The 19,692-nt window shown below is 70.1% G+C and carries 21 protein-coding genes; 12 read left to right on the top strand and 9 right to left on the bottom strand.

The features are described 5' to 3' along the window. Positions 1–19 precede the first annotated feature (19 nt). The 3 genes from ABZX11_RS00830 to ABZX11_RS00820 are packed head-to-tail and all read left to right on the top strand — an operon-like array spanning position 20 to position 2,278. Positions 20–670: a hypothetical protein gene (locus ABZX11_RS00830; protein WP_176173779.1), complete on the top strand. Its 651-nt coding sequence runs from the start codon at positions 20–22 to the stop codon at positions 668–670. 10 nt (positions 671–680) lie between these two features. Continuing rightward, a complete protein-coding gene (locus tag ABZX11_RS00825; protein WP_354908630.1) occupies positions 681–1,331 on the top strand; it encodes an SDR family oxidoreductase in 651 nt (216 codons plus the stop codon). After that, positions 1,328–2,278: a ribose-phosphate pyrophosphokinase gene (locus tag ABZX11_RS00820; protein ID WP_354908628.1), complete on the top strand. Its 951-nt coding sequence runs from the start codon at positions 1,328–1,330 to the stop codon at positions 2,276–2,278. Before ABZX11_RS00825 ends, ABZX11_RS00820 begins: the two co-directional genes overlap by 4 nt. Here the strand turns inward: ABZX11_RS00820 and ABZX11_RS00815 are convergent. After that, a complete protein-coding gene (locus ABZX11_RS00815; protein WP_354908626.1) occupies positions 2,275–3,570 on the bottom strand; it encodes a D-arabinono-1,4-lactone oxidase in 1,296 nt (431 codons plus the stop codon). The two genes, ABZX11_RS00820 and ABZX11_RS00815, sit on opposite strands and share 4 nt — an antisense overlap. Before the next feature lie 86 nt (positions 3,571–3,656). Here ABZX11_RS00815 and ABZX11_RS00810 point away from each other — a divergent pair, with 86 nt between their 5' ends. Beyond that, positions 3,657–4,841 carry an amino acid deaminase/aldolase gene (locus tag ABZX11_RS00810; protein ID WP_354908624.1) on the top strand — a complete coding sequence of 395 codons (1,185 nt, stop codon included), beginning with the start codon at positions 3,657–3,659 and terminating at the stop codon, positions 4,839–4,841. 115 nt (positions 4,842–4,956) lie between these two features. Here ABZX11_RS00810 and ABZX11_RS00805 read toward each other — a convergent pair whose 3' ends face one another. Together ABZX11_RS00805 and ABZX11_RS00800 are read right to left on the bottom strand one after the other, a co-directional pair. After that, entirely contained in the window at positions 4,957–5,139 is a 183-nt protein-coding gene (locus tag ABZX11_RS00805; protein ID WP_354908622.1) for a hypothetical protein, read from the bottom strand. Positions 5,140–5,595: 456 nt separating this feature from the next. Continuing rightward, positions 5,596–6,243 (bottom strand): TetR family transcriptional regulator, encoded by a 648-nt coding sequence (locus ABZX11_RS00800; RefSeq protein ID WP_176173773.1) that lies wholly within the window; start codon positions 6,241–6,243, stop codon positions 5,596–5,598. Between the two features lie 130 nt (positions 6,244–6,373). Between ABZX11_RS00800 and ABZX11_RS00795 the strand changes: the two genes are divergently transcribed. Then, positions 6,374–7,690, top strand: coding sequence for a GH1 family beta-glucosidase (locus ABZX11_RS00795; RefSeq protein WP_354908620.1), 1,317 nt, complete (start codon positions 6,374–6,376; stop codon positions 7,688–7,690). A gap of 25 nt (positions 7,691–7,715) precedes the next feature. After that, positions 7,716–8,975 (top strand): MFS transporter, encoded by a 1,260-nt coding sequence (locus tag ABZX11_RS00790; RefSeq protein WP_354909189.1) that lies wholly within the window; start codon positions 7,716–7,718, stop codon positions 8,973–8,975. Between the two features lie 326 nt (positions 8,976–9,301). On the opposite strand, the gene ABZX11_RS00785 is transcribed toward ABZX11_RS00790, so the two are convergent. Then, a complete protein-coding gene (locus ABZX11_RS00785; RefSeq protein WP_176173771.1) occupies positions 9,302–9,718 on the bottom strand; it encodes a hypothetical protein in 417 nt (138 codons plus the stop codon). Between the two features lie 12 nt (positions 9,719–9,730). Then, the gene (locus ABZX11_RS00780; RefSeq protein ID WP_176173770.1) at positions 9,731–10,069 is read right to left on the bottom strand and encodes a hypothetical protein; all 339 of its coding nucleotides are present in this window, start codon (positions 10,067–10,069) and stop codon (positions 9,731–9,733) included. Between the two features lie 318 nt (positions 10,070–10,387). Here ABZX11_RS00780 and ABZX11_RS00775 point away from each other — a divergent pair, with 318 nt between their 5' ends. Beyond that, on the top strand, positions 10,388–11,773 hold the full coding sequence (locus ABZX11_RS00775; RefSeq protein WP_176173769.1) for a helix-turn-helix transcriptional regulator: 1,386 nt from the start codon (positions 10,388–10,390) through the stop codon (positions 11,771–11,773). A gap of 22 nt (positions 11,774–11,795) precedes the next feature. After that, a complete protein-coding gene (locus ABZX11_RS00770) occupies positions 11,796–12,683 on the top strand; it encodes an aminoglycoside phosphotransferase family protein (RefSeq protein ID WP_354909187.1) in 888 nt (295 codons plus the stop codon). Between the two features lie 211 nt (positions 12,684–12,894). Here ABZX11_RS00770 and ABZX11_RS00765 read toward each other — a convergent pair whose 3' ends face one another. The 4 genes from ABZX11_RS00765 to ABZX11_RS00750 all read right to left on the bottom strand — a co-directional run bounded on the left by ABZX11_RS00765 (position 12,895) and on the right by ABZX11_RS00750 (position 15,792). After that, entirely contained in the window at positions 12,895–13,923 is a 1,029-nt protein-coding gene (locus ABZX11_RS00765) for a CopD family protein (RefSeq protein WP_354908617.1), read from the bottom strand. Continuing rightward, a complete protein-coding gene (locus ABZX11_RS00760) occupies positions 13,923–14,471 on the bottom strand; it encodes a copper resistance CopC family protein (protein WP_176173767.1) in 549 nt (182 codons plus the stop codon). The genes ABZX11_RS00765 and ABZX11_RS00760 overlap by 1 nt, the downstream gene beginning before the upstream one ends. Beyond that, positions 14,472–15,224, bottom strand: a complete 753-nt coding sequence (locus ABZX11_RS00755; RefSeq protein ID WP_176173766.1) for a YcnI family protein — start codon at positions 15,222–15,224, stop codon at positions 14,472–14,474. 73 nt (positions 15,225–15,297) lie between these two features. After that, entirely contained in the window at positions 15,298–15,792 is a 495-nt protein-coding gene (locus tag ABZX11_RS00750) for a hypothetical protein (protein ID WP_354909185.1), read from the bottom strand. Between the two features lie 294 nt (positions 15,793–16,086). On the opposite strand from ABZX11_RS00750, the gene ABZX11_RS00745 reads away from it, so the two are divergent. From ABZX11_RS00745 to ABZX11_RS00730, 4 genes are read left to right on the top strand one after another with little or no spacing between them, the layout of a single operon-like run. Next, positions 16,087–16,734: an ABC transporter permease gene (locus ABZX11_RS00745; RefSeq protein WP_176173765.1), complete on the top strand. Its 648-nt coding sequence runs from the start codon at positions 16,087–16,089 to the stop codon at positions 16,732–16,734. Further along, complete coding sequence (locus tag ABZX11_RS00740) at positions 16,727–17,893, top strand: ATP-binding cassette domain-containing protein (protein ID WP_176173764.1); 1,167 nt, start codon at positions 16,727–16,729, stop codon at positions 17,891–17,893. Before ABZX11_RS00745 ends, ABZX11_RS00740 begins: the two co-directional genes overlap by 8 nt. Beyond that, positions 17,890–18,669, top strand: coding sequence for an ABC transporter permease (locus tag ABZX11_RS00735; protein ID WP_176173763.1), 780 nt, complete (start codon positions 17,890–17,892; stop codon positions 18,667–18,669). Before ABZX11_RS00740 ends, ABZX11_RS00735 begins: the two co-directional genes overlap by 4 nt. After that, on the top strand, positions 18,666–19,625 hold the full coding sequence (locus ABZX11_RS00730) for a glycine betaine ABC transporter substrate-binding protein (RefSeq protein WP_354908612.1): 960 nt from the start codon (positions 18,666–18,668) through the stop codon (positions 19,623–19,625). The genes ABZX11_RS00735 and ABZX11_RS00730 overlap by 4 nt, the downstream gene beginning before the upstream one ends. The last annotated feature ends 67 nt before the right edge of the window (positions 19,626–19,692 follow it).

Genomic DNA, 19,692 nt, shown 5'->3' with positions numbered 1-19,692 from the left:
GTTAGAAGGAGGCGGACTCGTGGCGGCTACACCTCAGAACACCGAGCGCTCGACGGTCGCCGGTGGCGCGAAGCGCAGCCGGTCGATGCCGAGCCGCGTGGTGCCGCCGATCGAGCTCCCCGCGAGCGTCGACGAGCTCGCCCGCACCGCGGCCGCCCAGCTCGGCTGGAACGGCATCGTCCTCCCCGAGACCACGATCCTGGGCCGCAAGGTCTGCGTGGTCGCCAAGCTGCGCACCGACGTGCACGCCGAACGCATCGCGATGGGTGCCGGCCCGGTGGCCGACCGCGCCACCGTCGACACCTGGACCTGGCCGGAGCTGGCCGGAACCGCCCCCGCCCCGGCCGCCGAGATCGTCGGCGTCCTGGCCGTCGCGCGCCACTGGCGCACCGCGATGGCCTCCGCGGTTCCGTTCGCCCGCTACGGCGAGGCCGCGATGGTCCTCCCGTCCCCGGCCGTGCTGACCGAGGACTACGTCGGCAACTGCTTGCCCCGCGCCCGCGCGTACGGCCTCGCCGTCGTGACCGCCGACCCGAACGCGGTCGTCGACCTCGACCTCGAGGGCCGCACCGAGCGCGTCGTGCTGGCGGAGGACCCGATCTCCCGCCTGGTCAACGAGCTGGTCTACGACCACCTGCTCCGGACCGCAGAGGCGCCCGCTTCGCACTAAGGTCGGCTCCATGCGAGTCGTCATTGCGGGTGGACACGGTCAGATCGCGCTGCGGCTGGAGCGGCTGCTCGCCGCGCGCGGTGACGAAGGGGTCGGGATCATCCGGAATCCCGCCCACGCGGCGGACCTCGAGGCCGCCGGCGCCCAGGCCGTCGTGCTCGACCTGGAGAATTCCTCTGTGGACGCCGTCGCCGAGGTCCTGAAGGGCGCCGACGCGGCGGTCTTCTCGGCCGGTGCGGGCCCGGGCAGCGGCACCGCTCGCAAGGACACTGTGGACCGCGGGGCCGCGGCGCTGTTCGCCGAAGCGGCCGAGCGGGTCGGCGTCCGGCGGCACGTCCAGGTCGGCTCGATGGGGGCCGACAACCCGGACAACCCCGACGTCAGCGAGGAGTTCCGCTACTACCTGCGCGCCAAGCGCGCGGCGGAAGACGACCTCAAGGCCCGCGACCTCGACTGGACGATCCTCCGGCCGGGCCAGCTCACCGACGACCCCGGCACCGGCCTGGTGCTGCTCGCCGAGAAGACCGGTCGCGGCCCGGTCCCGCGCGACGACGTCGCCGCCGTGCTCGTCGGCCTGCTCGAAACGCCCGCTTCCGTGCACCGCACCCTGGAGCTGATCTCGGGTGAGGAAGCCATCGGCGAGGCGATCGCGGCGCTGTGATCACCCAGGCATCGAGAGAGATCGCCGTCTTCAGCGGCGGCGCCCACCCCGAGCTCGCCGAAGAGATCTGCCAGCACCTCGGCGTGCCACTGCGGCCGGTCGAGATCCAGCGGTTCGCCAACGACTGCCTCGAGGTGCAGCTGCAGGCGAACTGCCGCGAGCGGGACGTCTTCATCATCCAGCCACTGGTCAAACCGGTGCAGGAGCACCTGGTCGAGCTGCTGCTGATGCTCGACGCGGCCCGCGGCGCCTCGGCGTCGCGCATCACCGCCGTGATGCCGCACTACTCGTACGCGCGCTCGGACAAGAAGGACGCGCCGCGCATCTCCATCGGCGGCCGCCTGGTCGCCGACCTGCTGGTGACGGCCGGCGCGAGCCGCGTGCTCGCGATGACCCTGCACTCGCCGCAGGTCCACGGCTTCTTCAGCGTCCCGGTGGACCACCTGCACGCGCTGCAGGAGCTGGCCAAGCACTTCCGGCAGTACGACCTTTCGCGCGCCACCGTCGTCTCGCCCGACCTGGGCAACGCGAAGGAGGCGTCGCACTTCGCGCGGCTCCTCGGCGTCCAGGTCGCGGCCGGCGCGAAGGAACGCTTCCCGGACGACCGCGTCCAGATCACCTCCGTGATCGGCGAGATCATCGGCCGGGACGTGATCGTGCTCGACGACGAGATCGCCAAGGGCAGCACGGTGCTGGAGCTGCTGGACCGGCTGGCCGAGCTGCACCCCCGGTCGATCCGCGTCGCCTGCACGCACGGGCTGTTCGCGGCGAAGGCCATCGAGCGCATCGGCAGCCGGCCGGAGGTGCTGGAGATCGTCTGCACCAACACGGTCCCGGTGCCCGAGGAGGAACGCACCGAGAAGCTGAAGATCCTCTCGATCGCGCCGGCGATGGCCGAGGCGATCCGCCGGATCCACAACGGCGAATCGGTGTCGGCGCTGTTCTAAGCCGGGCCGAGCACCCGGTCCAGGTAGGTGTTGGTGAAGACCCCGTTCGGGTCGGTTTCCTTGCGCACGCGCAGGAAGTCGTCGAAGTGCGGGTAGCGCGAGCGGAGGACGCCGGCGTCGAGGTCGTGCATCTTGCCCCAGTGCGGGCGGCCGCCGACCGCGCCGGCGATCTTCTCGAACGCGCTGAAGTACTCGCGGTAGGGCATGCCGGTGAACTGGTGGATGGCGATGTAGGCGGAGTCGCGGCCCTGCGCGGTCGACAGCCAGATGTCGTCGGCGGCGGCGACCCGCACCTCGACCGGGAACATCACCGGGTCCTTCAGCGTCGGGACTACCGCGCGTAGTTCGGCGAGCACGTCGAGCACTGATTCACGTGGAACAGCGTATTCCGTTTCGGTGAACCGGACGTTGCGCGCGGTGACGAAGACCCGGTGTGAGATGTCGCTGTACTCGCGAGCGGAGAGGACGTTCGACGCGAAGCTGCCGAGCGACGGCACGAGCTTCGGCATCAGTCGTCCGGTCCGGCAGAGCCCGCCGAAGGCGACGTTTTCCATGATCCGGTAGTCGACGAACTCGCGCACCTTGCTCAGCGGCTCGGCCGTCTCACATCGGTTGTTGCGCTTGACCAGGGCGTTCTTGCCGTAGGGGAACCAGTAGAACTCGAAGTGCTCGTTCTCGTCGGCGAAGTCGTGGAAGCCCTCGAGGACCTGCTCGAGCGGCTCCGGTCGTTCCTGAGCTCGGAGGACGAAGGACGGCTCGCACTGGAGCGTCACCGTCGTCAGCACGCCGATCGCGCCCAGCCCGACGCGGGCGGCGGCGAAGAGGTCGGGCTTCTCCTCGGCCGAGCAAGTGACGACGGAGCCGTCCGCGAGGACGAGTTCGAGCGCGACGACCTGGGTGGCCAGGCCGCCGAGCTTCGCGCCGGTGCCGTGCGTGCCGGTGGAAATCGCGCCGGCCACGGTCTGTGCGTCGATGTCGCCGAGGTTGGTCATGGCCAGCCCGAGCGCGTCGAGGGCAGCGTTGAGCTCCCGGAGCGTGGTGCCCGAGCGGACCGTGACGTGCCCGGTCTCGAGGTCGGCCCGCTCGACGCCGGTCCAGTGCCGCAGGTCGAGCGCGTCGGAGTCGGCGACGGCGATGGCGGTGAAGGAGTGGCCGCTGCCCCACGGCCGCACGGTGCGGCCGGCCGCGGCGATGCTCGCGACCGTCGCCGTGATCTCGGCCGCGGTGCGCGGCTGGTGAACGTGCTGCGGCGAGGCGGACGCCGTGCCCGCCCAGTTGGTCCACCGGGTCATGCGCGCGCACCCTTCATCCGTGAGTGCCCGAAACAGTAAGTGAATAGTATTCGCGTTTCAAGCCTTCGTGTCGTACTTTAGACCTCGTGACCAGTGCGACGGTGTACGACTTGGCGACCAAGGACCTCGATCCACCCTTGGCCGTGGTCGACTTGGCGGCCTTCGACGCGAACGCCGCCGACCTCCGCCGCCGCGCGGCGGGCAAGCCGATCCGCGTGGTCAGCAAGTCGGTGCGGTGCCGGGTGCTGCTGGAGCGGGCGCTGATGATGCCGGGCTTCGAGGGCCTGATGTGCTACTCGCTGGCGGAAGCGATCTGGCACGCGGAGCTGGGCACGACCGATGACATCGTCGTCGCGTACCCGACGGCCGACCACGAAGCCCTCCGCCGCTTGGCCGCATCCGAGAAGGCTCGCGCGGCGATCGCGATCATGGTGGATTCGCCGGAGCACCTCGACCTGGTGGACGCGGCGCTCGGCCACAGCCACCCGGAGATCCGCGTGTGCCTGGAGCTGGACGCATCCTGGCGCCCCCTGCCGGGCATCCACGTCGGCACGCGCCGGTCCCCGATCTTCACCCCCAAGCAGGCGGCGGCGTTCGCCCAGCAGGTGCTGGCCCGCCCGGGCTTCCGCTTGGTGGGCGTGATGGCGTACGAGGGCCAGATCGCCGGCCTCGGTGACGCGTCCGGCAACCGGGCGAAGAGGGCAGTGGTGGGCTGGATGCAACGCCGATCGGCGGCCGAGCTGGCCCGCCGCCGCGGCGCCGCGGTCCGCGCGGTCCAGGCGGTGACGCCCCTGGAGTTCGTCAACGGAGGCGGAACGGGCAGCCTGGAGTCCACGGGCGCGGACGCGGTGGTGACGGAGATAGCGGCGGGCTCGGGCTTGATCGGCCCCACGCTTTTCGACGCCTACACAAGGTTCAAGCCCCGCCCGGCGGCGCTGTTCGCCTTGCCGGTGGTCCGCCGCCCGACCCGCAGGATCGCCACGCTCTACTCGGGCGGCTACATCGCCTCAGGCCCCACGGGACCTTCCCGCCAGCCGACGCCGTACCTGCCGACGGGCTTGAAGTTCCTCGGCTTCGAGGGAGCGGGCGAAGTCCAGACCCCGGTAACGGGCCGAGCGGCCCGAAATCTGCAGCTGGGCGACCGGGTTTGGTTGCGTCACGCGAAGGCGGGGGAGCTGGCGGAGAGGTTCACCCATTACCACTTGGTGATGGGCGACCGAGTCGAGCGAACAGTCCCCACCTACCGCGGCGAGCACCAGAACTTCGGCTGAGTCAGCGGAAGAAATCGATCTTGTTCAGTGGCCCGGTGAGCTCACCGTAGAAGTCGTGCGCCAGCTCGCCGCGGCAGGAGGCGAGCAGGAAGTCTTCGGGCTGCCCTTCGGTGAGTCAGGAGCACTGCTCCCGGTTGAGGCGCAGGTACTCGTTGACGAACAGGGCGGGATAGCGATCAGCGAAGGTCTTGTAGTCACCCGGAAGCGCAAGCCCCAGCTGCCGCTCGACCGCCACCCAGTGGACGGGTACCGGATCGATGTCCGGTGGCCCGAGCACCTGCGCCAACTCGTCGACCACTGCCCCCACACCAGCTCCCGTCCCGCATGATCAGGACTGTTGTAGCCCGCGGGTCGCCCCGCCGCCCCCAGCCCGGGTGACCCTATTACTGGGCGCTCATCCACCAGCCGTTCGTGCGTCGCTCGCGGCTCGGTGCCCGCCACCCCGAAGCCCGATTGTGACTACGGCCGGCAGTACCGCGTCAAGGCGGGAAAGATGCCTTGACCCGGCACTGCCGGCCGTGTTCTGGCTTCGGATCGGGGTTGCGGGGAGGTCTGGGCGGTGTGCCGGTTCTGCTTCAGCGTTGCGATCGCCGCGGTCCGGCATGTGCGCCGCAGCCGCCAGGGCCCGGACAAACTCCCCCGCCCTCCCTGGGGGCGTCCCCACGTCCAGTCTATCGGCCCCCACCGACAACCCACCCCGGAACCACAACGTTGTCCACAGCTACACCGAACTGTGGACAACTCCTGTGGACAGCTAAGACCGCTCCCCGAACCGAGCCGCGAGATACCCCTTAACCACGTACTTCGCCTCAGCCACGATCTTCTCGTCCCCGCTCGGCTCCCGCCGGAAAGCCAGCTTCATCAACGCGTCAGCCACCTCGTTCGCGATCGTGATCGCGAACCGCAGATCCTCCACCGGCCGGTCCACCTGCGTGGCCACCAGATCCGTCAGCGAATCCACGATCACCGCGTTGTTGTCGCGCGTCTCGTCGAGCAACTGCCGGTCGATGATGTCGCCGAAGTGGACCTTCGAAAAGCCCGGCACCGTGCGGTGCATCTCCAGGTAGATGTCGAGGATCGAGTCCACGACGTCCCACCAGTGCTCCGGCCCCAGCTGCTTGAGGCGCTCGTTCACCGCGCCCACGAAGCGCTCGAGGTTGCGGGCCGTCAACGCCTGGACGACCGCTCTCTTGTCCGGGAAGAACTGGTACAGGGAACCCACGGCGACCCCGGCCCGCTTGGCGATCAGCGTCGTCGTCAGCGCGTCGTAACCGAGCTCGTCGATCAACGCCGCGCTCGCGTCGAGCATCTGCTCGACCCTCTTCGCGCTTCGCTGCTGGACCGGCTGGCGGCGTAAGGGGGTGGCTTCTGCCGGCACCTTCGCGGCCTGGATGTCGGACACGGCGCTCCTCCTCGTCTGATCTGGGACTTTATCGTGCCGACGGGCTTCCCCACGGACGAGTGACGACCTAGTATATGAGAACTTTTCATGTTCACCCGTACGGGTGCCCTGACGAAGGGGTCAGCAGCCGGTGCAGAACCCGAACTTCCCGCCCGACTTCCTCTGGGGTGTTTCGACATCGGCGTTCCAGATCGAAGGCGCCACCAGCGAAGGTGGGCGCGGACCGTCCATCTGGGACACGTTCACCGCGACCGAGGGCAAGATCGCGCGCGGTGAACAAGCAAACGTAGCCGCCGACCACTACCACCGCTACCCGGAAGACATCGCGCTGATGGCGGAACTCGGCGTCGGGGCCTACCGGATGTCCATCGCCTGGCCGCGGATCCAGCCCGACGGCAACGGCGCCCCCAACCCCGAAGGCCTCGGCTTCTACGACAAGCTGATCGACGCCGTCTGCGAAGCCGGCATCGCCCCCGCCGTCACGCTCTACCACTGGGACACCCCGCAAGCCATCGAAGACGAGGGCGGCTGGCTCTCCCGGGCGACCGCTGAGCGCTTCGCCGAATACGCCCAGATCATCGGGGAACGCTTCGCCGATCGGGTGAAACTGTGGATTCCGCTCAACGAGCCGATGGTCATGTCCATCTTCGGCTACGGCATCGGCGAGTACGCGCCCGGCAAAGTCCTCCTGCTCGACGCCATCCCGACCGCGCACCACCAGAACCTCGCGCACGGCCTCGCCGTCCAGGCCCTCCGCGCCGCCGGTGCCACGAACATCGGCACGGCCAACAACCACTCGCCCATCTGGCCCGCGGACGACGACGCCCACGACGCCGCCGACTACCTCGACGCGCTGCTCAACCGGCTCTACGCCGACCCCATGCTGCTCGGCACCTACCCCGAACAGCTGCACGCGCACCTCCCCGCCGGGTTCGCCGACGACCTCCCCACCATCGCGCAGCCGCTCGACTTCTACGGCGTCAACTACTACGAGCCGCAGGGGGTCGCCAAGCCGGGGCCGGACAACCCGCTGCCCTTCGAGCTGCGCGACATCGAGGGCTACCCGATGACGACGAACGCCTCGCCGATCGTCCCGCACGCCCTGCGCGAGCTGCTGCTCGACTTCCACCACCGCTACCAGGACAAGCTCCCGCCGATCCAGATCACCGAGAACGGCTGCAGCTTCGCCGACGAAGTCGCCGAAGACGGCGGGGTCCACGACCCCGAACGCATCGACTTCCTGCACAGCCACCTCGTCGCGCTGCGCGAGGCGATGGACGCCGGTGTCGACGTCCGTGGCTACTTCTGCTGGTCCCTGATGGACAATTTCGAGTGGTCCAAGGGGTACGCGCCGCGCTTCGGCCTGGTGCACGTCGACTACGAGACCCTGCGGCGGACGCCGAAGGACTCGTTCCACTGGTACCGGAAGCTGGTGCGGCATGAGTGAGCTTGCGAACGAATCGGGCCGGCGCGTGAGTGAAACGACCGAGACCCCGCCGGAGGCGCTCGCCGAGCCCACCACGCGGGTGCGGCCCGGCTGGATGAGCCTGCTGTTCTTCGCGAACATCGCGTTGTGGCTCGGTGTCTACGCGCCGATCCAGGTGCTGCTGCCGAAGCAGGCCGAACTGCTCGACCAGGTGAACAAGGAAACCGTGCTCGGGCTGGTGATGGGCTTCGGCGCGGCGGTGGCGCTGGTCGCCAACCCGGCGATCGGGCTGCTGTCCGACCGGACCTGCTCCCGGTTCGGACGGCGGCACCCGTGGACCGTCGGCGGCGCGCTCGTCGCCGCCGTCGGGCTGGCGGTGCTGGCGCTCGCGCCGAACGTCGCCGTGATGATCGCCGGCTGGTGCCTCGTGCAGGGCGGCCTGAACGGCATGCTCGCCGCGCTGATGGCGGCCTTGCCCGACCGCGTTCCGGTGCAGCAGCTGGCCGTGGTCGGCGGCCTGGTCGGCATCGCGCAGATGCTCGGGACGGTGCTGGGCGCGGTCGTGGTCGTCGTCGTGCTCGGTATCGCGGGCCTACCGCTGGCCTACGCGGTCTGCGCCGGGATCGTGCTCGTCGGCGCCGCGTTCTTCGTGCTCCGGACGCCGGACGCGCGGCTGCCGGTCGAGTTCCGCCCGCCGTGGGTGCTGCGCCAGGTGCTGCGCGACTTCTGGGTTTCCCCGCGGAGGTACCCCGACTTCGCGTGGGCCTGGAGCTGCCACTTCATGATCAACCTCGGCAACGCGTTCGGGACGCTCTACCTCTTGTTCTTCCTTCAGGACGCGGTGCACTACCCGGACCCGGAAAACGGCCTGCTGATCATGATGGGCCTGTACGGCGTCGCGCTCGTCGCCGGCGCCGCGCTCGCCGGGCACTTCTCCGACAAGTCCGGACGGCGCAAGCCGTACGTCCTGCTGGCGTCCGGGGTGATGGCTCTGGCCGCTCTGCTGCTGGTCGTCTGGCAGAACTGGCCGGTCGCGCTCGCCGCGTCCCCGCTGCTCGGGGTCGGTTTCGGGGCGTACATGGCGGTCGCGCTCGCGATGCTGACGCAGGTGCTCCCGGCGGCGCAGAACCGCGCCAAGGACTTCGGGATCATCAACATCGCGAACTCGCTGCCGCAGGTGGTGGCCCCGCTGGTGACGCCGCTGGTGCTCACCTACCTGGGCGGCTATCCGGGGCTCTTCGCGGCTTCGGCGATCGCGACGCTCCTGGCGTCGGTGCTCGTGCTGCGCGTGAAGGCGGTGCGCTAGGAGTTGGAACCGCGGGCCGGTGCCGGTCGGGGGAGGGGAGTGCAACGGCACCGGCCCGCGGAATTCGGGGGCCGCTCAACGGCGAGCCACGAGCGCGATCACCTGCATGATCGCTGCTTCGTGTGTTGATCAATCTAGCGGGGGATTACCGCCTGGGCTAGGGCTAACGCGGAAATTTTTCGATTAATCGCGGTGGGGACCGGGGTGTTGGCCGAGGACTGGTTCGCGCTGCTCGGGGGTGCGGGCGAAACAGCCCTCGGCCGAGGCGAGTGCCGACACGGGTCCGATGGGGCGATCGGCCGGCCGTGGCTCGCCGGTCTTGGGGGTCAGGCCGTGACCGCTCGGCGCGGGTTCACCAACGCGTGGCGACCGGTGGTCTCGGCCGCGGTGGGCGGCGCCGGGTGGGCCGTGACGGGGCTCTTGCGGCGGCCCTGCAGGCGCCGGTCCGTCGCGGACTGTTGCTGCGGGGCCAGTCCGCCGGCCACCAGGTGTTCGTGCGCGACCTGCCAGACCGAGCACGGCGCCTTGCAGCGGTGCCACCGGGTCGAGCAGGTCGGGCAGTCGCCGCGCTCGTCGGGCTCGTGCATCTTCAGCATCGCGCGCCACGCCTCGGTCAGCCGGGGCAGTTCGGAACGCGCGACCGAGACGAGCGACTGGGCGTCGGCGCGGTTCGCCAGGTCGGTCAGCATGTCGAGGCGCTCCCAGACCGCGTTGCGGAGGACCTGCCCGAGTACCTGATCCATGTCAGCTCACCGTTACCTTTCCGCCATCTTGGCGGCTTCGTTGAGCGCGGCGCGCAGCTGTCCGAGCTGGCCGGACGTCAACCGCGCGGTCTCACCGGGAGGCGAGACCAGTACCACCTGGTTGTCTTCGACGAACACCGTCACCGCACGCTCGCGGCTGATGAGGTCGCCGCACTGCACGCGCCACACGAGCTGACCGCCCTCGTAGTGGCGAACGCTCGCGGTGCGGGGGTCCACCGCGGCGGCCGGGGTGACGGGGCGGACGGCGGGGGCGGGGGAGACCATCGCCGTCCGCACGGCGCGGGTGGCCGTGCCGGCATGTCCCCCTGCGAACGAGTCCACGAACTCCACGCCCTTCTCCGCTCTGTCGAAAGTCTCCGAAGATGCCTTCTGCAACATCGCCTTGTCACAACGCTGCGGTTTTCGTAGCTCTCCGTGATCGCTACCGGTGTGCGGCCGGTGACGGAGATCTGACAACTACAGTGAGGTGAAACCGGGTGCGATAGAAGGTGGAATCGGCGTCATAGCGGTGACTGGGCGCGGTTCCACGGTAAGCGGTCAGCGAACTTCGCCCCGACCGATCAGGGCACCAGTTCGGCTGTTCACACGGTTCCGCAGGTTTGCCTACGCTGTTTGACAGACGCCCGACCGGACAGTGGAGGGGGCGCGATGGACGCCAGTAACGGTGGCAGTGCCGAAGCCCGGCAGAGCCACGCAGTTCCCGCTGACGCGTGGGAGCAGCCGGAGATGAGAACGGCTCTCGCGTCACGCGAGATCAGCGCCGTGTACCGGCTCCTGCGCAAGCACGGTGTCTCGCAGCGCCAGATCGCCGCGATGACCGGCCAATCCCAGTCCGAGGTGTCGGAGATCCTCAAGGGTCGCCAGGTCATGGCCTACGACGTGCTCACGAGGATCGCCGATGGCCTGGGCGTCCCCCGTGGGTACATGGGCCTCGCCTACGACGAGGCCACGGCGATACGGGTCGTCGGCTCCGCCGACGGCCAGCAGGCTGAGGAGGACGAGTCCGTGAAGCGACGGAGGTTCCTCGCGCACGCTGCCCAGGTCACGATGGGTGCGGCGGTGTTCGGTCCGGAATCGGGCACCTGGGCGGCCGGGCCGGCCAGGACGCCGGCGCCCGGGCGCATCGGGATGACCGACGTCCGCCAGGTCGAAGCCGCGACGCGGGCGCTCCGGGCGCTCGACTACCAGTACGGCGGCGGCTTCTGCCGCGACGCCGTCGTGGCCCAGCTGTCCTGGGGCCAGCAGATGCTCGAAGCGCACGGCACCGACATGGTGAAGAACCGGCTGTACGTGGCGCTCGCCGACCTCCACTCGCTGGCCGGCTGGACGTCGTTCGACACCGGGCTGATGGACTCCGCCCGCGGCCACTTCGCGAACGCGCTCGACCTGGCCAAGCAGGGTGACAACCACCCGCTGGTGGCCAACGTGCTCTACCGCATGGGCCGCGTCTACCTGCACCAGGACGCCCCGAACGACGCGCTGAAGCTGTTCCAGCTGGGCCAGATCGCCGCCCAGGAAAGCGGTTCCGAGCTGGCCGTCTCCGTGCTCTGCGCCAACGAGGCCTGGGCCTACGCGATGATGGGCAACGAAGAGCAGGCGGTGAAGCTGCTCGGCCGGAGCAAGGACGAGTTCGAGCGCGCCAACCTGGCCGAAGCCGAGTCGTGGGTGAAGTTCTTCACCGAGACCGACGTCTACGCCATGGTCGGCACCGTCCACACGGTCCTCGCGCAGAAGAACGCCGAGCACACCAAGTACGCGATCCCCGCGCTGACCAGGGCCGTCGAGTCCTACGACGACGAGATGGCCCGCTCCAAGACCTTCATGCTGAGCGCGCTCGCCACCAACCACCTGCTGGACGGCGACCTCGACCACGGCGCCAAGGTCGGCGGCAAGGCCATCGACTGCGCCGAGGGCATCAAGTCCGAGCGGGTCAAGGACCGGATGCGGCCGCTGCAGGAAGAGGCCGAGCGCCGCCGCAACAACGCCGACGCCCGTGACCTCGCCGACCGCCTCCACGCTTTCTACGCCGCCTGACGCCGAAGGCGCCGGCGCGGTTTTGGACGGCCGGTTCACCGCGGAGAAGCTGTGTGTCGTGCTGGCCGGGACCAGCGCGCTGCTGGGCCTCGACCCGGCGGGTGCGCGGCTGCTGCGGTTCACCAACAACGCGGTGTACGCGCTGGTCACGGCCCCGTTCGTAATTCGGATCGTCGGCTCGACCCAGCTGCGGCACCGCGTCGGCACGGTCGTGCGGGTGGCCCGGCACTTCGAGCACCACGGCGTCCCCGCGATCCGGCTCGTCGACGGCATCGAGCAGCCGCTGGAGGTCGGCGGGCACCTGGTGACCGTGTGGCACCAGGTGCCGAGCATCGGCCGGGCCGCGACGTCGCTCGACCTCGCCCGGCTGCTGCGCCAGGTGCACGCGCTGGCCCCGCCGCCCGGCCTCGCCGAGTGGGCGCCGTTCGCCGCGGTGCGGGCCCGGGTGTCCGACGCCGAGGAGCTCGGCGACGCCGACCGGGAGTTCCTGCTCGACCGCTGCGCCGAGCTCGAAGCCGAGCTGGCCGAGCTGGCGTTTCCGCTGCCCAGGGGCCTGGTCCACGGCGACGCCTACCCCGGCAACGTCATCCCGGGCCCGGACGGCCCGGTCCTCTGCGACTTCGATTCCTCGTGCGTCGGCCCGCCGGAATGGGACCTGACGCCGCTGGCGGTCGGCCGCGAGCGGTTCGGCGACCCGCCGGTGCGCTACCGGACGTTCGCCGCGGCGTACGGCTTCGACGTGACGTCCTGGCCCGGCTTCGCCGTGCTCCGGGGCATCCGCGAGCTGAAGCTGACGACCAGCGTGCTGCCGATCCTGCGCAGCCGGCCGCAGGTCCGCCCGGAGCTCTACCGCCGGTTGACCGACCTCCGGAACGGGCGCACCGACTCGCGGTGGACGCGTTACCGCTGACCGTCATCTGTCACTTCGTGTGACCGGAACCACAGCCTGCACGTGCATTCGCCGACGGCAAATGACCGTTCGTCGTATCCGAAAGGCGGCCCGCTCTGGGTAGAAAGTTCGGTCCGACCGGTCGCCCCTAATGGGTCACCGCTCATTCCAATGCGCAAGTTGCAGCTACTCGCCGTGACGTCCAACCGGCTCTCACCTGCGGAGACGACGATCAGGACGCGACGACCGGCGCCCGCGTCAGCACGACGGCGAACCCGAACGCCAGGCCCATCACGGTCAGCTCGAGCGTCGCCCACGCGGCGAGTGCCGTCCGGTCGTGCCGGACGATCCGCGGCATCAGGCGCCAGCGGACGTTCGCTCCCAGCACCGCGATGACGCCGGTGCAGACGAGCTTCAGCACGAGCAGCTGCCCGTACGGCGTCGTGAAGACGGCCGCCCAGAAGCCGATGGTCGGGTTGAGCGAGATCTCGACCAGTCCGTTGAACAGCCCGGTCGCCGCCGAGAGGACCAGGCAGAGCGTCGCGAGCTTCGAAAACCGCGGCAGCGCGTGCGCCAGCAGCGTCCGGTTCGCCACCAGGAGCACGGTCATCGCGCCGAGCCCGCCGGTCCAGGCGACGGCGCTCATGACGTGCAGCTCCATCGAGATCATCGTGTAGTCGTGGTAGTTCCAGTTCGACGCGTGCCCGGTGACCGGCAGCGGCAGCAGCGCGAACAGGCCGAGCCCGACGCGGACCTCGGCGGGCACCTTCTCGCCGAACCGCAGCGCCAGCGCGCCGATCCCGGCGTGGACCAGCGCCAGCACGGCGACGATGACGAGCGCCTTCCCGGCGCCGACGTCGGCGATGTACCGGCCGATGTCGGACGCCGCCAGCGTCGGCGAGCCCGGCTTGTACTCCGCGGTCTGCAGGATCAGCGCGACCACCGCGGCCGTCGCCCAGACCAGCGCCGCCGCGACTCCCGCCGGGCGGGCCAGCCGCATCACCGGCTCGGTCAGCTTCGGCCGGTCGTAGCCGACGAGCACGGACAGCAGCGCGAGCCCGATGGTGGTGACCGCGGCCAGGTCGAGCAGGACCCGGACGACCGGGATGGCCGCCGAGACCACCGCGCTGGGCTCCACCACGCCGGGTACCGGCGTGGTGGACATGAGCGCGACGCCGATCAGGGCGCCGAGCAGGCCCGCCGTCACGACGCAGAGCAGCGTCGAATAACGGGGTTTCGCGGCGGTCTCGGCCTGGGTCATCAGTTCTTCTCTTCGATCTTGCCGCCGGAGCGCAGGGCCACCGTCAGCCCGATGGCCAGCAGCACGACGGCGCCGGCGATCCAGACCCAGATCGGCACCCCGGTGGACGACGACTGCGGCGCCGCCGACGAGGAGCCGCCCGGCGACCGGGCCGCGTCGACGGTCGCCGGCGTGCCGGTGCCCGCCGCGGTCAGGGTGAAGCTGAGCTCCCCGGTCACCGGGTGGCCGTCCGCGGACAGCACCCGGTAGCCGACGGTGTACTTCCCGGCCGGCCCGAGTGGCCGCAGTGGCGCGCTGATGACGTTGTTCACCACGGTGATCGGCCCCTCGGCCCACTGGCCGCCGCCGGGTCCGGTCACCGCGATCTGGTTGACGTCCGCGCCCTGCACGTACTGGTCGAAGGTCAGGCTGAGCTTCGCCGGGCCGGCGGCCACGGACGAGCCGTTCGCCGGGTCCGAGGAGATCAGCACGTTGTGCGCCAGCGCCGGGGTGGCCGTGCCGAGCACGGCCACCGCGGTCAACGCCAGCGCGACGAGCACACCGCGCATTTAGCTGTTGCCTCCCGACTTGGCCGTGGCCTTGCGGGCCCGGATGGTCGCGCCGGCCCCGACGCCGAGGCCGATGGCGCCGACGAGCAGGCCTGCCCCGCCGAGCCAGCGGGCCGTGCTGTCGGACGCCGCCGCGGCTTCAGTGTGCTCCCCGGTGGTGGTGGCGGTGTTCGCGGCCATGCCGTGCTCGTCGCCTTCGGACTTGGCGGCCAGCTTCACGGCCGGGGCCGGGTGCTCCGGCTCCTCGCCGCCGGGCGGGGTCGCCTGGTTCCAGTCGACGACCTTGCCGTCGCTGTAGGTCTGGTGGGCCGGGAACTCGACCTGGTCCACGTTCGGCAGGGGGCCGAAGCTCACCGAGAACTCCTGGTAGTCGGTGGCCTTGAGCTCGCTGCCCGGCTGCGCGGTCCAGGTGACCGCGGTGACGGCTTCGGTGATCTGCGTCCCGTTGTCCTTGGTGATCGGGGCGGGCAGCTTCGACTTCGTCACCTGGGCGGTCCAGCCGGGGACCGGCTTGGTCCGCACCGAGCCGATGCCGTAGTCCGCCTTGAAGTCGACGACGACCTTCGTCGTGGTGACGGGGTCCTTCTCCTCGCTGGGCACGCGGAAGACGATCGCCGCGTAGCCGCCCTTCGTGGGCTGCGGGCCGTAGACGTTGGCGGTGACGTGCGCGGACGCGACGCCCGTGCCGAGGAGACCGGCGACACCGACGGTGGCGGCGAGGAAACCGGCGCGCTTGAAGACGTGCTGGGACATGGGTTCACTCCTGATGAACACAAGAAGGGACAGCGGACTCGGGGGTCCGCTGGTTCGGGGGACGAGCTGGGTTTCAGGAGTGAGCGGGCGGGCCGCGCCGCCCGCGGATCCGGCGCAGGTCGACGCCGACGAGGTGGTCCGGACCGGCCGCGCGGGCCGGGACGAGCGCGGGCGCCGCGGACGGCACCGGCAGCGGGGTGAGCAGCCGCGGCAGGATCGCGCGCAGCACGGCCAGCACCGTGAGCAGCATCGTGTCCGCGTGGGCGAGCAGCAGCGCGGTGAGCACCGTGGCGACGGCGTGCGCGAGGGTCATGGCGAGCCCGCTCGGCCCGGGCACGGCGTACATGTCGTGGTGGCCGGCGAGCGTGGTGAGCAGCAGGTGCATCACCAGCTGGGCGGCGCCGAGCAGGGCGATCGTGGCGACCGGCCCGCGCGCCTTGCGGGCGAGCGCGGCCGCGGTCCAGCCGAACAGCCCGGTGAGCAGGACGGTCATCGCCGGGTCCGGCAGGCCGCCGTCGGCGATCCGGTGTGCCGTGACGGAGAGCGTGCCCGCGCTCACGGCCAGCAATATCCCACGGGTAGCGCCGAGCACGGCGGGACGCCGTGCCGGATCGCTCATGAGGAGCAGCCTAAGGGACCTGCTCCGGCGTGAGCGTGTGATCCCGTGAAGTGAGCACACACCGAGTTCACGGGCCCCGGGCCGCCGTGGTTCAGGCGATCTGTTGCCGATCCGGGCCGACTGGGCCACGGTGGGCCGGAGACAGGGGGTTTCGAACAGTTGTTGCGTGGGTACTGAGCCGTCGGTCAGGAACTAGCCCGTTCGGGTGAAGGGCCGGCGCGAAGGGCGGGAGAGCGGACACGGATGAACCTCTTCGACTACATCTCCGACCGGGCGAGCAAGCTGTGGCTGGAGGCCTACCTGCACACCAGCATGGTGGTGCAGTGCACGATCATCGCCGCGGTCCTCGGCGTGCTGATCGGGGTCGCGGTCTACCGCAGCCCGATCGGCTCGGCGGTGGCCACGGCGCTGGCGAGCACGATCCTGACGGTCCCGTCGTTCGCACTCCTGGGCCTGCTGATCCCGATTTCGGGGCTCGGCCCGACGACCGCCGTGATCGCGCTGGTGCTCTACGGCCTGCTGCCGATCGTCCGGAACACCATCGTCGGGCTCGACGGCGTCGACCCGGCGGTCACCGACGCCGCGCGCGGCATCGGGATGAGCCGCTTCGGCGTGCTCACCCGGGTCGAGCTGCGGCTGGCCTGGCCGGCGATCCTCACCGGCATGCGGGTGGCCACGCAGATGCTGATGGGCATCGCCGTGATCGCCGCCTACGCGAAGGGCCCCGGCTTCGGCGCTGAAGTCTTCTCCGGGCTCACGAACGCGGGGAGCACGAACTCCCTCAACCAAGCCGTCACCGGCACGGTCGGGGTGGTCATCCTCGCCCTGCTGCTCGACGGCGTCTACGTCCTGATCAAGCGCTTGACCGTCTCTAGGGGTGTCCGTGGCTGAGAACGAGGAAGTCTCCGGCGTCGAGATCGAGCTCGCGCACGTGACCAAGCGCTACCCCGGCACCCGCACCCCGGCGGTCGACGACTTCTCGATGGTCGTGCCCGCCGGCAAGATCGTCGTCTTCGTCGGCCCGTCCGGCTGCGGCAAGACCACGACCATGCGGATGATCAACCGGCTGATCGAGCCGACGTCCGGCCGGATCACCATCGGCGGCGAGGACGCGCTGAAGCTCGACGTCGACACGCTGCGCCGTCGCATCGGCTACGCCATCCAGCAGGCCGGGCTGTTCCCGCACTTCACCGTCGCGCAGAACATCGCGGTGGTGCCGGGCCTGCTCGGCTGGGACAAGAAGAAGGTCAACGACCGGGTCGAGGAGATGATGGACCTGGTCGGGCTCGACCCGGCCGACTTCCGCGACCGCTTCCCGCGCCAGCTCTCCGGCGGCCAGCAGCAGCGCGTCGGCGTGGCGCGGGCCCTGGCCGCGGACCCGCCGGTGCTGCTGATGGACGAGCCGTTCGGCGCGGTCGACCCGATCACCCGCGGCAACCTGCAGGACGAGCTGCTGCGGCTGCAGAGCGAGCTGAAGAAGACGATCGTGTTCGTCACGCACGACTTCGACGAGGCCGTGAAGCTGGGCGACAAGATCGCGGTGCTCGGCAACCAGTCGACGATCCTGCAGTACGACACCCCGGAAGCGATCCTGGCGAACCCGGCCGACGACACGGTCGCGGGCTTCGTGGGCGCGGGCGCGTCGCTGAAGCAGCTGACGTTGCTGCGCGTCCGCGACGTCGAACTGCAGCAGGACGCGCTCACCGTGACCGTCGACGAGTCGCCCGCTTCGGTGCGGGAGAAGCTCCAGTCGTCGCGCAAGCACTTCGCGCTGGTGCTGGACGCGCGCCGCCGTCCGACGCGGTGGGTGCACGTCCGGGAGCTCACGTCGGCGACGTCGCTGGCCGACCTCGGCAAGCCGCTGCGCGACATCGTCAGCCTGCAGTCGACGCTGCAGGACGCGCTCGAGGCGATGCTCGCCGAGGGCGGGTCGGTGCCGGTCACCGGCGCGCGCGGCGAGTACGCGGGCACCATCCAGCTGGACACGGTGATCGCGACCATCCAGCAGCTGCGCGACGAGCACACGAACGGTGAAGAGGTGCCCGCATGACGGCGGCCGTCGACACCGGCTTCAGCACCGAGTCCGGCTCGCGGCGCGCCGAACGCGTCCGGCTGTTCGCCCAGCCGGTCGCCGTGCTGGTGATCGTCGCGGTGACGCTGGTTTCGGTGTTCTCCAGCGGGCTGAACGCGACGGAGAAGGAGACGCTCAACGCGTCCACGCTGCTCACGGCGTTGTGGGACCACCTGCTGATGACGCTCGTGGTGACGGCGATCGTGGTGCTGGTCGCGGTGCCGCTCGGGATACTGGTGACCCGGCCGTGGGCGCGGTTCCTGGCGCCGATCTTCCTGGCCGTCGCCAACATCGGCCAGGCCGCGCCGGCGCTGGGCGTGCTGGTGCTGTGGTTCATCATCACCGGCTCGACCGGCGGGATCTGGGTGGCGGCGCTGCCGCTGGCGTTCTACTCGCTGCTGCCGGTGCTGCGGAACACGATGGTCGGCATCCAGCAGGTGGACCCGGCCCTGATCGACGCCGGCCGCGGCATCGGGATGTCGGCGGGCGCGGTGCTGTGGCGCGTCGAGCTCCCGCTGGCCGTCCCGCTGATCCTGGCCGGCCTCCGCACGTCCCTGGTGCTGGCGGTGGGCACGGCGACGTTCGGCATGTTCGTCAACGCCGGCGGCTTCGGCCTGCTCATCGACACCGGCTACAAGCTGAACCTGACCCCGGTGCTGGTGACCGGCTCGGTGCTGGCCGTCGCGCTGGCCCTGCTGGTCGACTGGCTGGGCGCGGTCGCCGAACAGTACTTCGGACCGAAGGGACTGCGATGAAACTCCGGCGACTGGCCGTCGTGGCGCTGCTGGGCGTGACGTTGTCGTCCTGCGGGCTGACGGTCAACCAGGCGGTCCCGTACGACATCAAACCCGGCTCGATCCAGCCGATCCCGGCCCTGCAGGGGGTGAAGGTGACGGTGGGGTCGAAGGACTTCACCGAGAACATCATCCTGGCGTACATGGCCGAGATGGCCCTGACAGCCGCGGGCGCGGACGTCGTGGACCTGTCGGACATCAAGGGGTCGAACTCGTCGCGGCAGGCGCTGCTGTCGGGTCAGACGGACGTGACGTGGGAGTACACGGGCACGGGCTGGATCAACTACCAGGGCAACGAGCTCCCGGTCCCGGGCGGCGAGAAGGCCCAGTACGAGGCGACGGCCAAGGCGGACGAGGAGAAGTTCGGCGTCACCTGGCTCAACTATTCGCCGCTGAACGACCAGTACGCGTTCGCGGTGACGGAGAAGTACGGCGCGGCCAACAACCTGAAGACGACGTCGGACCTGGCGGCGTTCATCAAGCAGAAGCCGGACCAGGCGGTGTTCTGCCTGGAGACGGAGTTCACCAGCCGCCAGGACGGCTTCCCGGCGGCGGTGAAGGCGTACGGCTTCCAGAACCCGACGGTGAAGAACTTCGGCATCGGAACGATCTATTCGGCGGTGGCGAGCGGAACCTGCCCGGTGGGCGAGGTCTTCACCACGGACGGCCGGATCTCCGGGCTGAATTTGCGGGTTTTGGAGGACGACAAGAAAGCGTTCCCCCAGTACAACGCGGTGGCCACGCTCCGAACGGAGTGGCTGAAGCAGCACCCGGAGGTCCGCGGCCCGTTGGAGAAGGTGACCGCGGCGATCGACAACGAGCAGATGGTCGAGCTGTGCAAGCAGGTCGACGTCGACGGCAAGGACGCGGGCAAGGTCGCCCACGACTGGATGGTCAAGAAGGGCTTCATCCAGTAGCCCGCGGGGGCGCCCCCCCCCGTTCTCTACGCTACCGGCCGGCACCGACAGTTTTGCGGTGCCGGCC

The organism is Amycolatopsis sp. NPDC004169 (assembly GCF_040610315.1).
GTDB lineage: Bacteria > Actinomycetota > Actinomycetes > Mycobacteriales > Pseudonocardiaceae > Amycolatopsis.
The sequence above is the reverse complement of the archived record's forward strand: the minus strand, read 5'-3'. Positions and strand labels throughout refer to the sequence as shown.

Coding starts and splice junctions, on each gene's coding strand:
- ABZX11_RS00825 (WP_354908630.1), top strand. CDS start 681: ATGCGAGTCGTCATTGCGGGTGGACACGGTCAGATCGCGCTGCGGCTG.
- ABZX11_RS00775 (WP_176173769.1), top strand. CDS start 10,388: ATGGACGCCAGTAACGGTGGCAGTGCCGAAGCCCGGCAGAGCCACGCA.
- ABZX11_RS00760 (WP_176173767.1), bottom strand. CDS start 14,471: ATGCGCGGTGTGCTCGTCGCGCTGGCGTTGACCGCGGTGGCCGTGCTC.
- ABZX11_RS00785 (WP_176173771.1), bottom strand. CDS start 9,718: ATGGATCAGGTACTCGGGCAGGTCCTCCGCAACGCGGTCTGGGAGCGC.
- ABZX11_RS00815 (WP_354908626.1), bottom strand. CDS start 3,570: ATGACCCGGTGGACCAACTGGGCGGGCACGGCGTCCGCCTCGCCGCAG.
- ABZX11_RS00765 (WP_354908617.1), bottom strand. CDS start 13,923: ATGACCCAGGCCGAGACCGCCGCGAAACCCCGTTATTCGACGCTGCTC.
- ABZX11_RS00755 (WP_176173766.1), bottom strand. CDS start 15,224: ATGTCCCAGCACGTCTTCAAGCGCGCCGGTTTCCTCGCCGCCACCGTC.
- ABZX11_RS00745 (WP_176173765.1), top strand. CDS start 16,087: ATGAACCTCTTCGACTACATCTCCGACCGGGCGAGCAAGCTGTGGCTG.
- ABZX11_RS00735 (WP_176173763.1), top strand. CDS start 17,890: ATGACGGCGGCCGTCGACACCGGCTTCAGCACCGAGTCCGGCTCGCGG.
- ABZX11_RS00730 (WP_354908612.1), top strand. CDS start 18,666: ATGAAACTCCGGCGACTGGCCGTCGTGGCGCTGCTGGGCGTGACGTTG.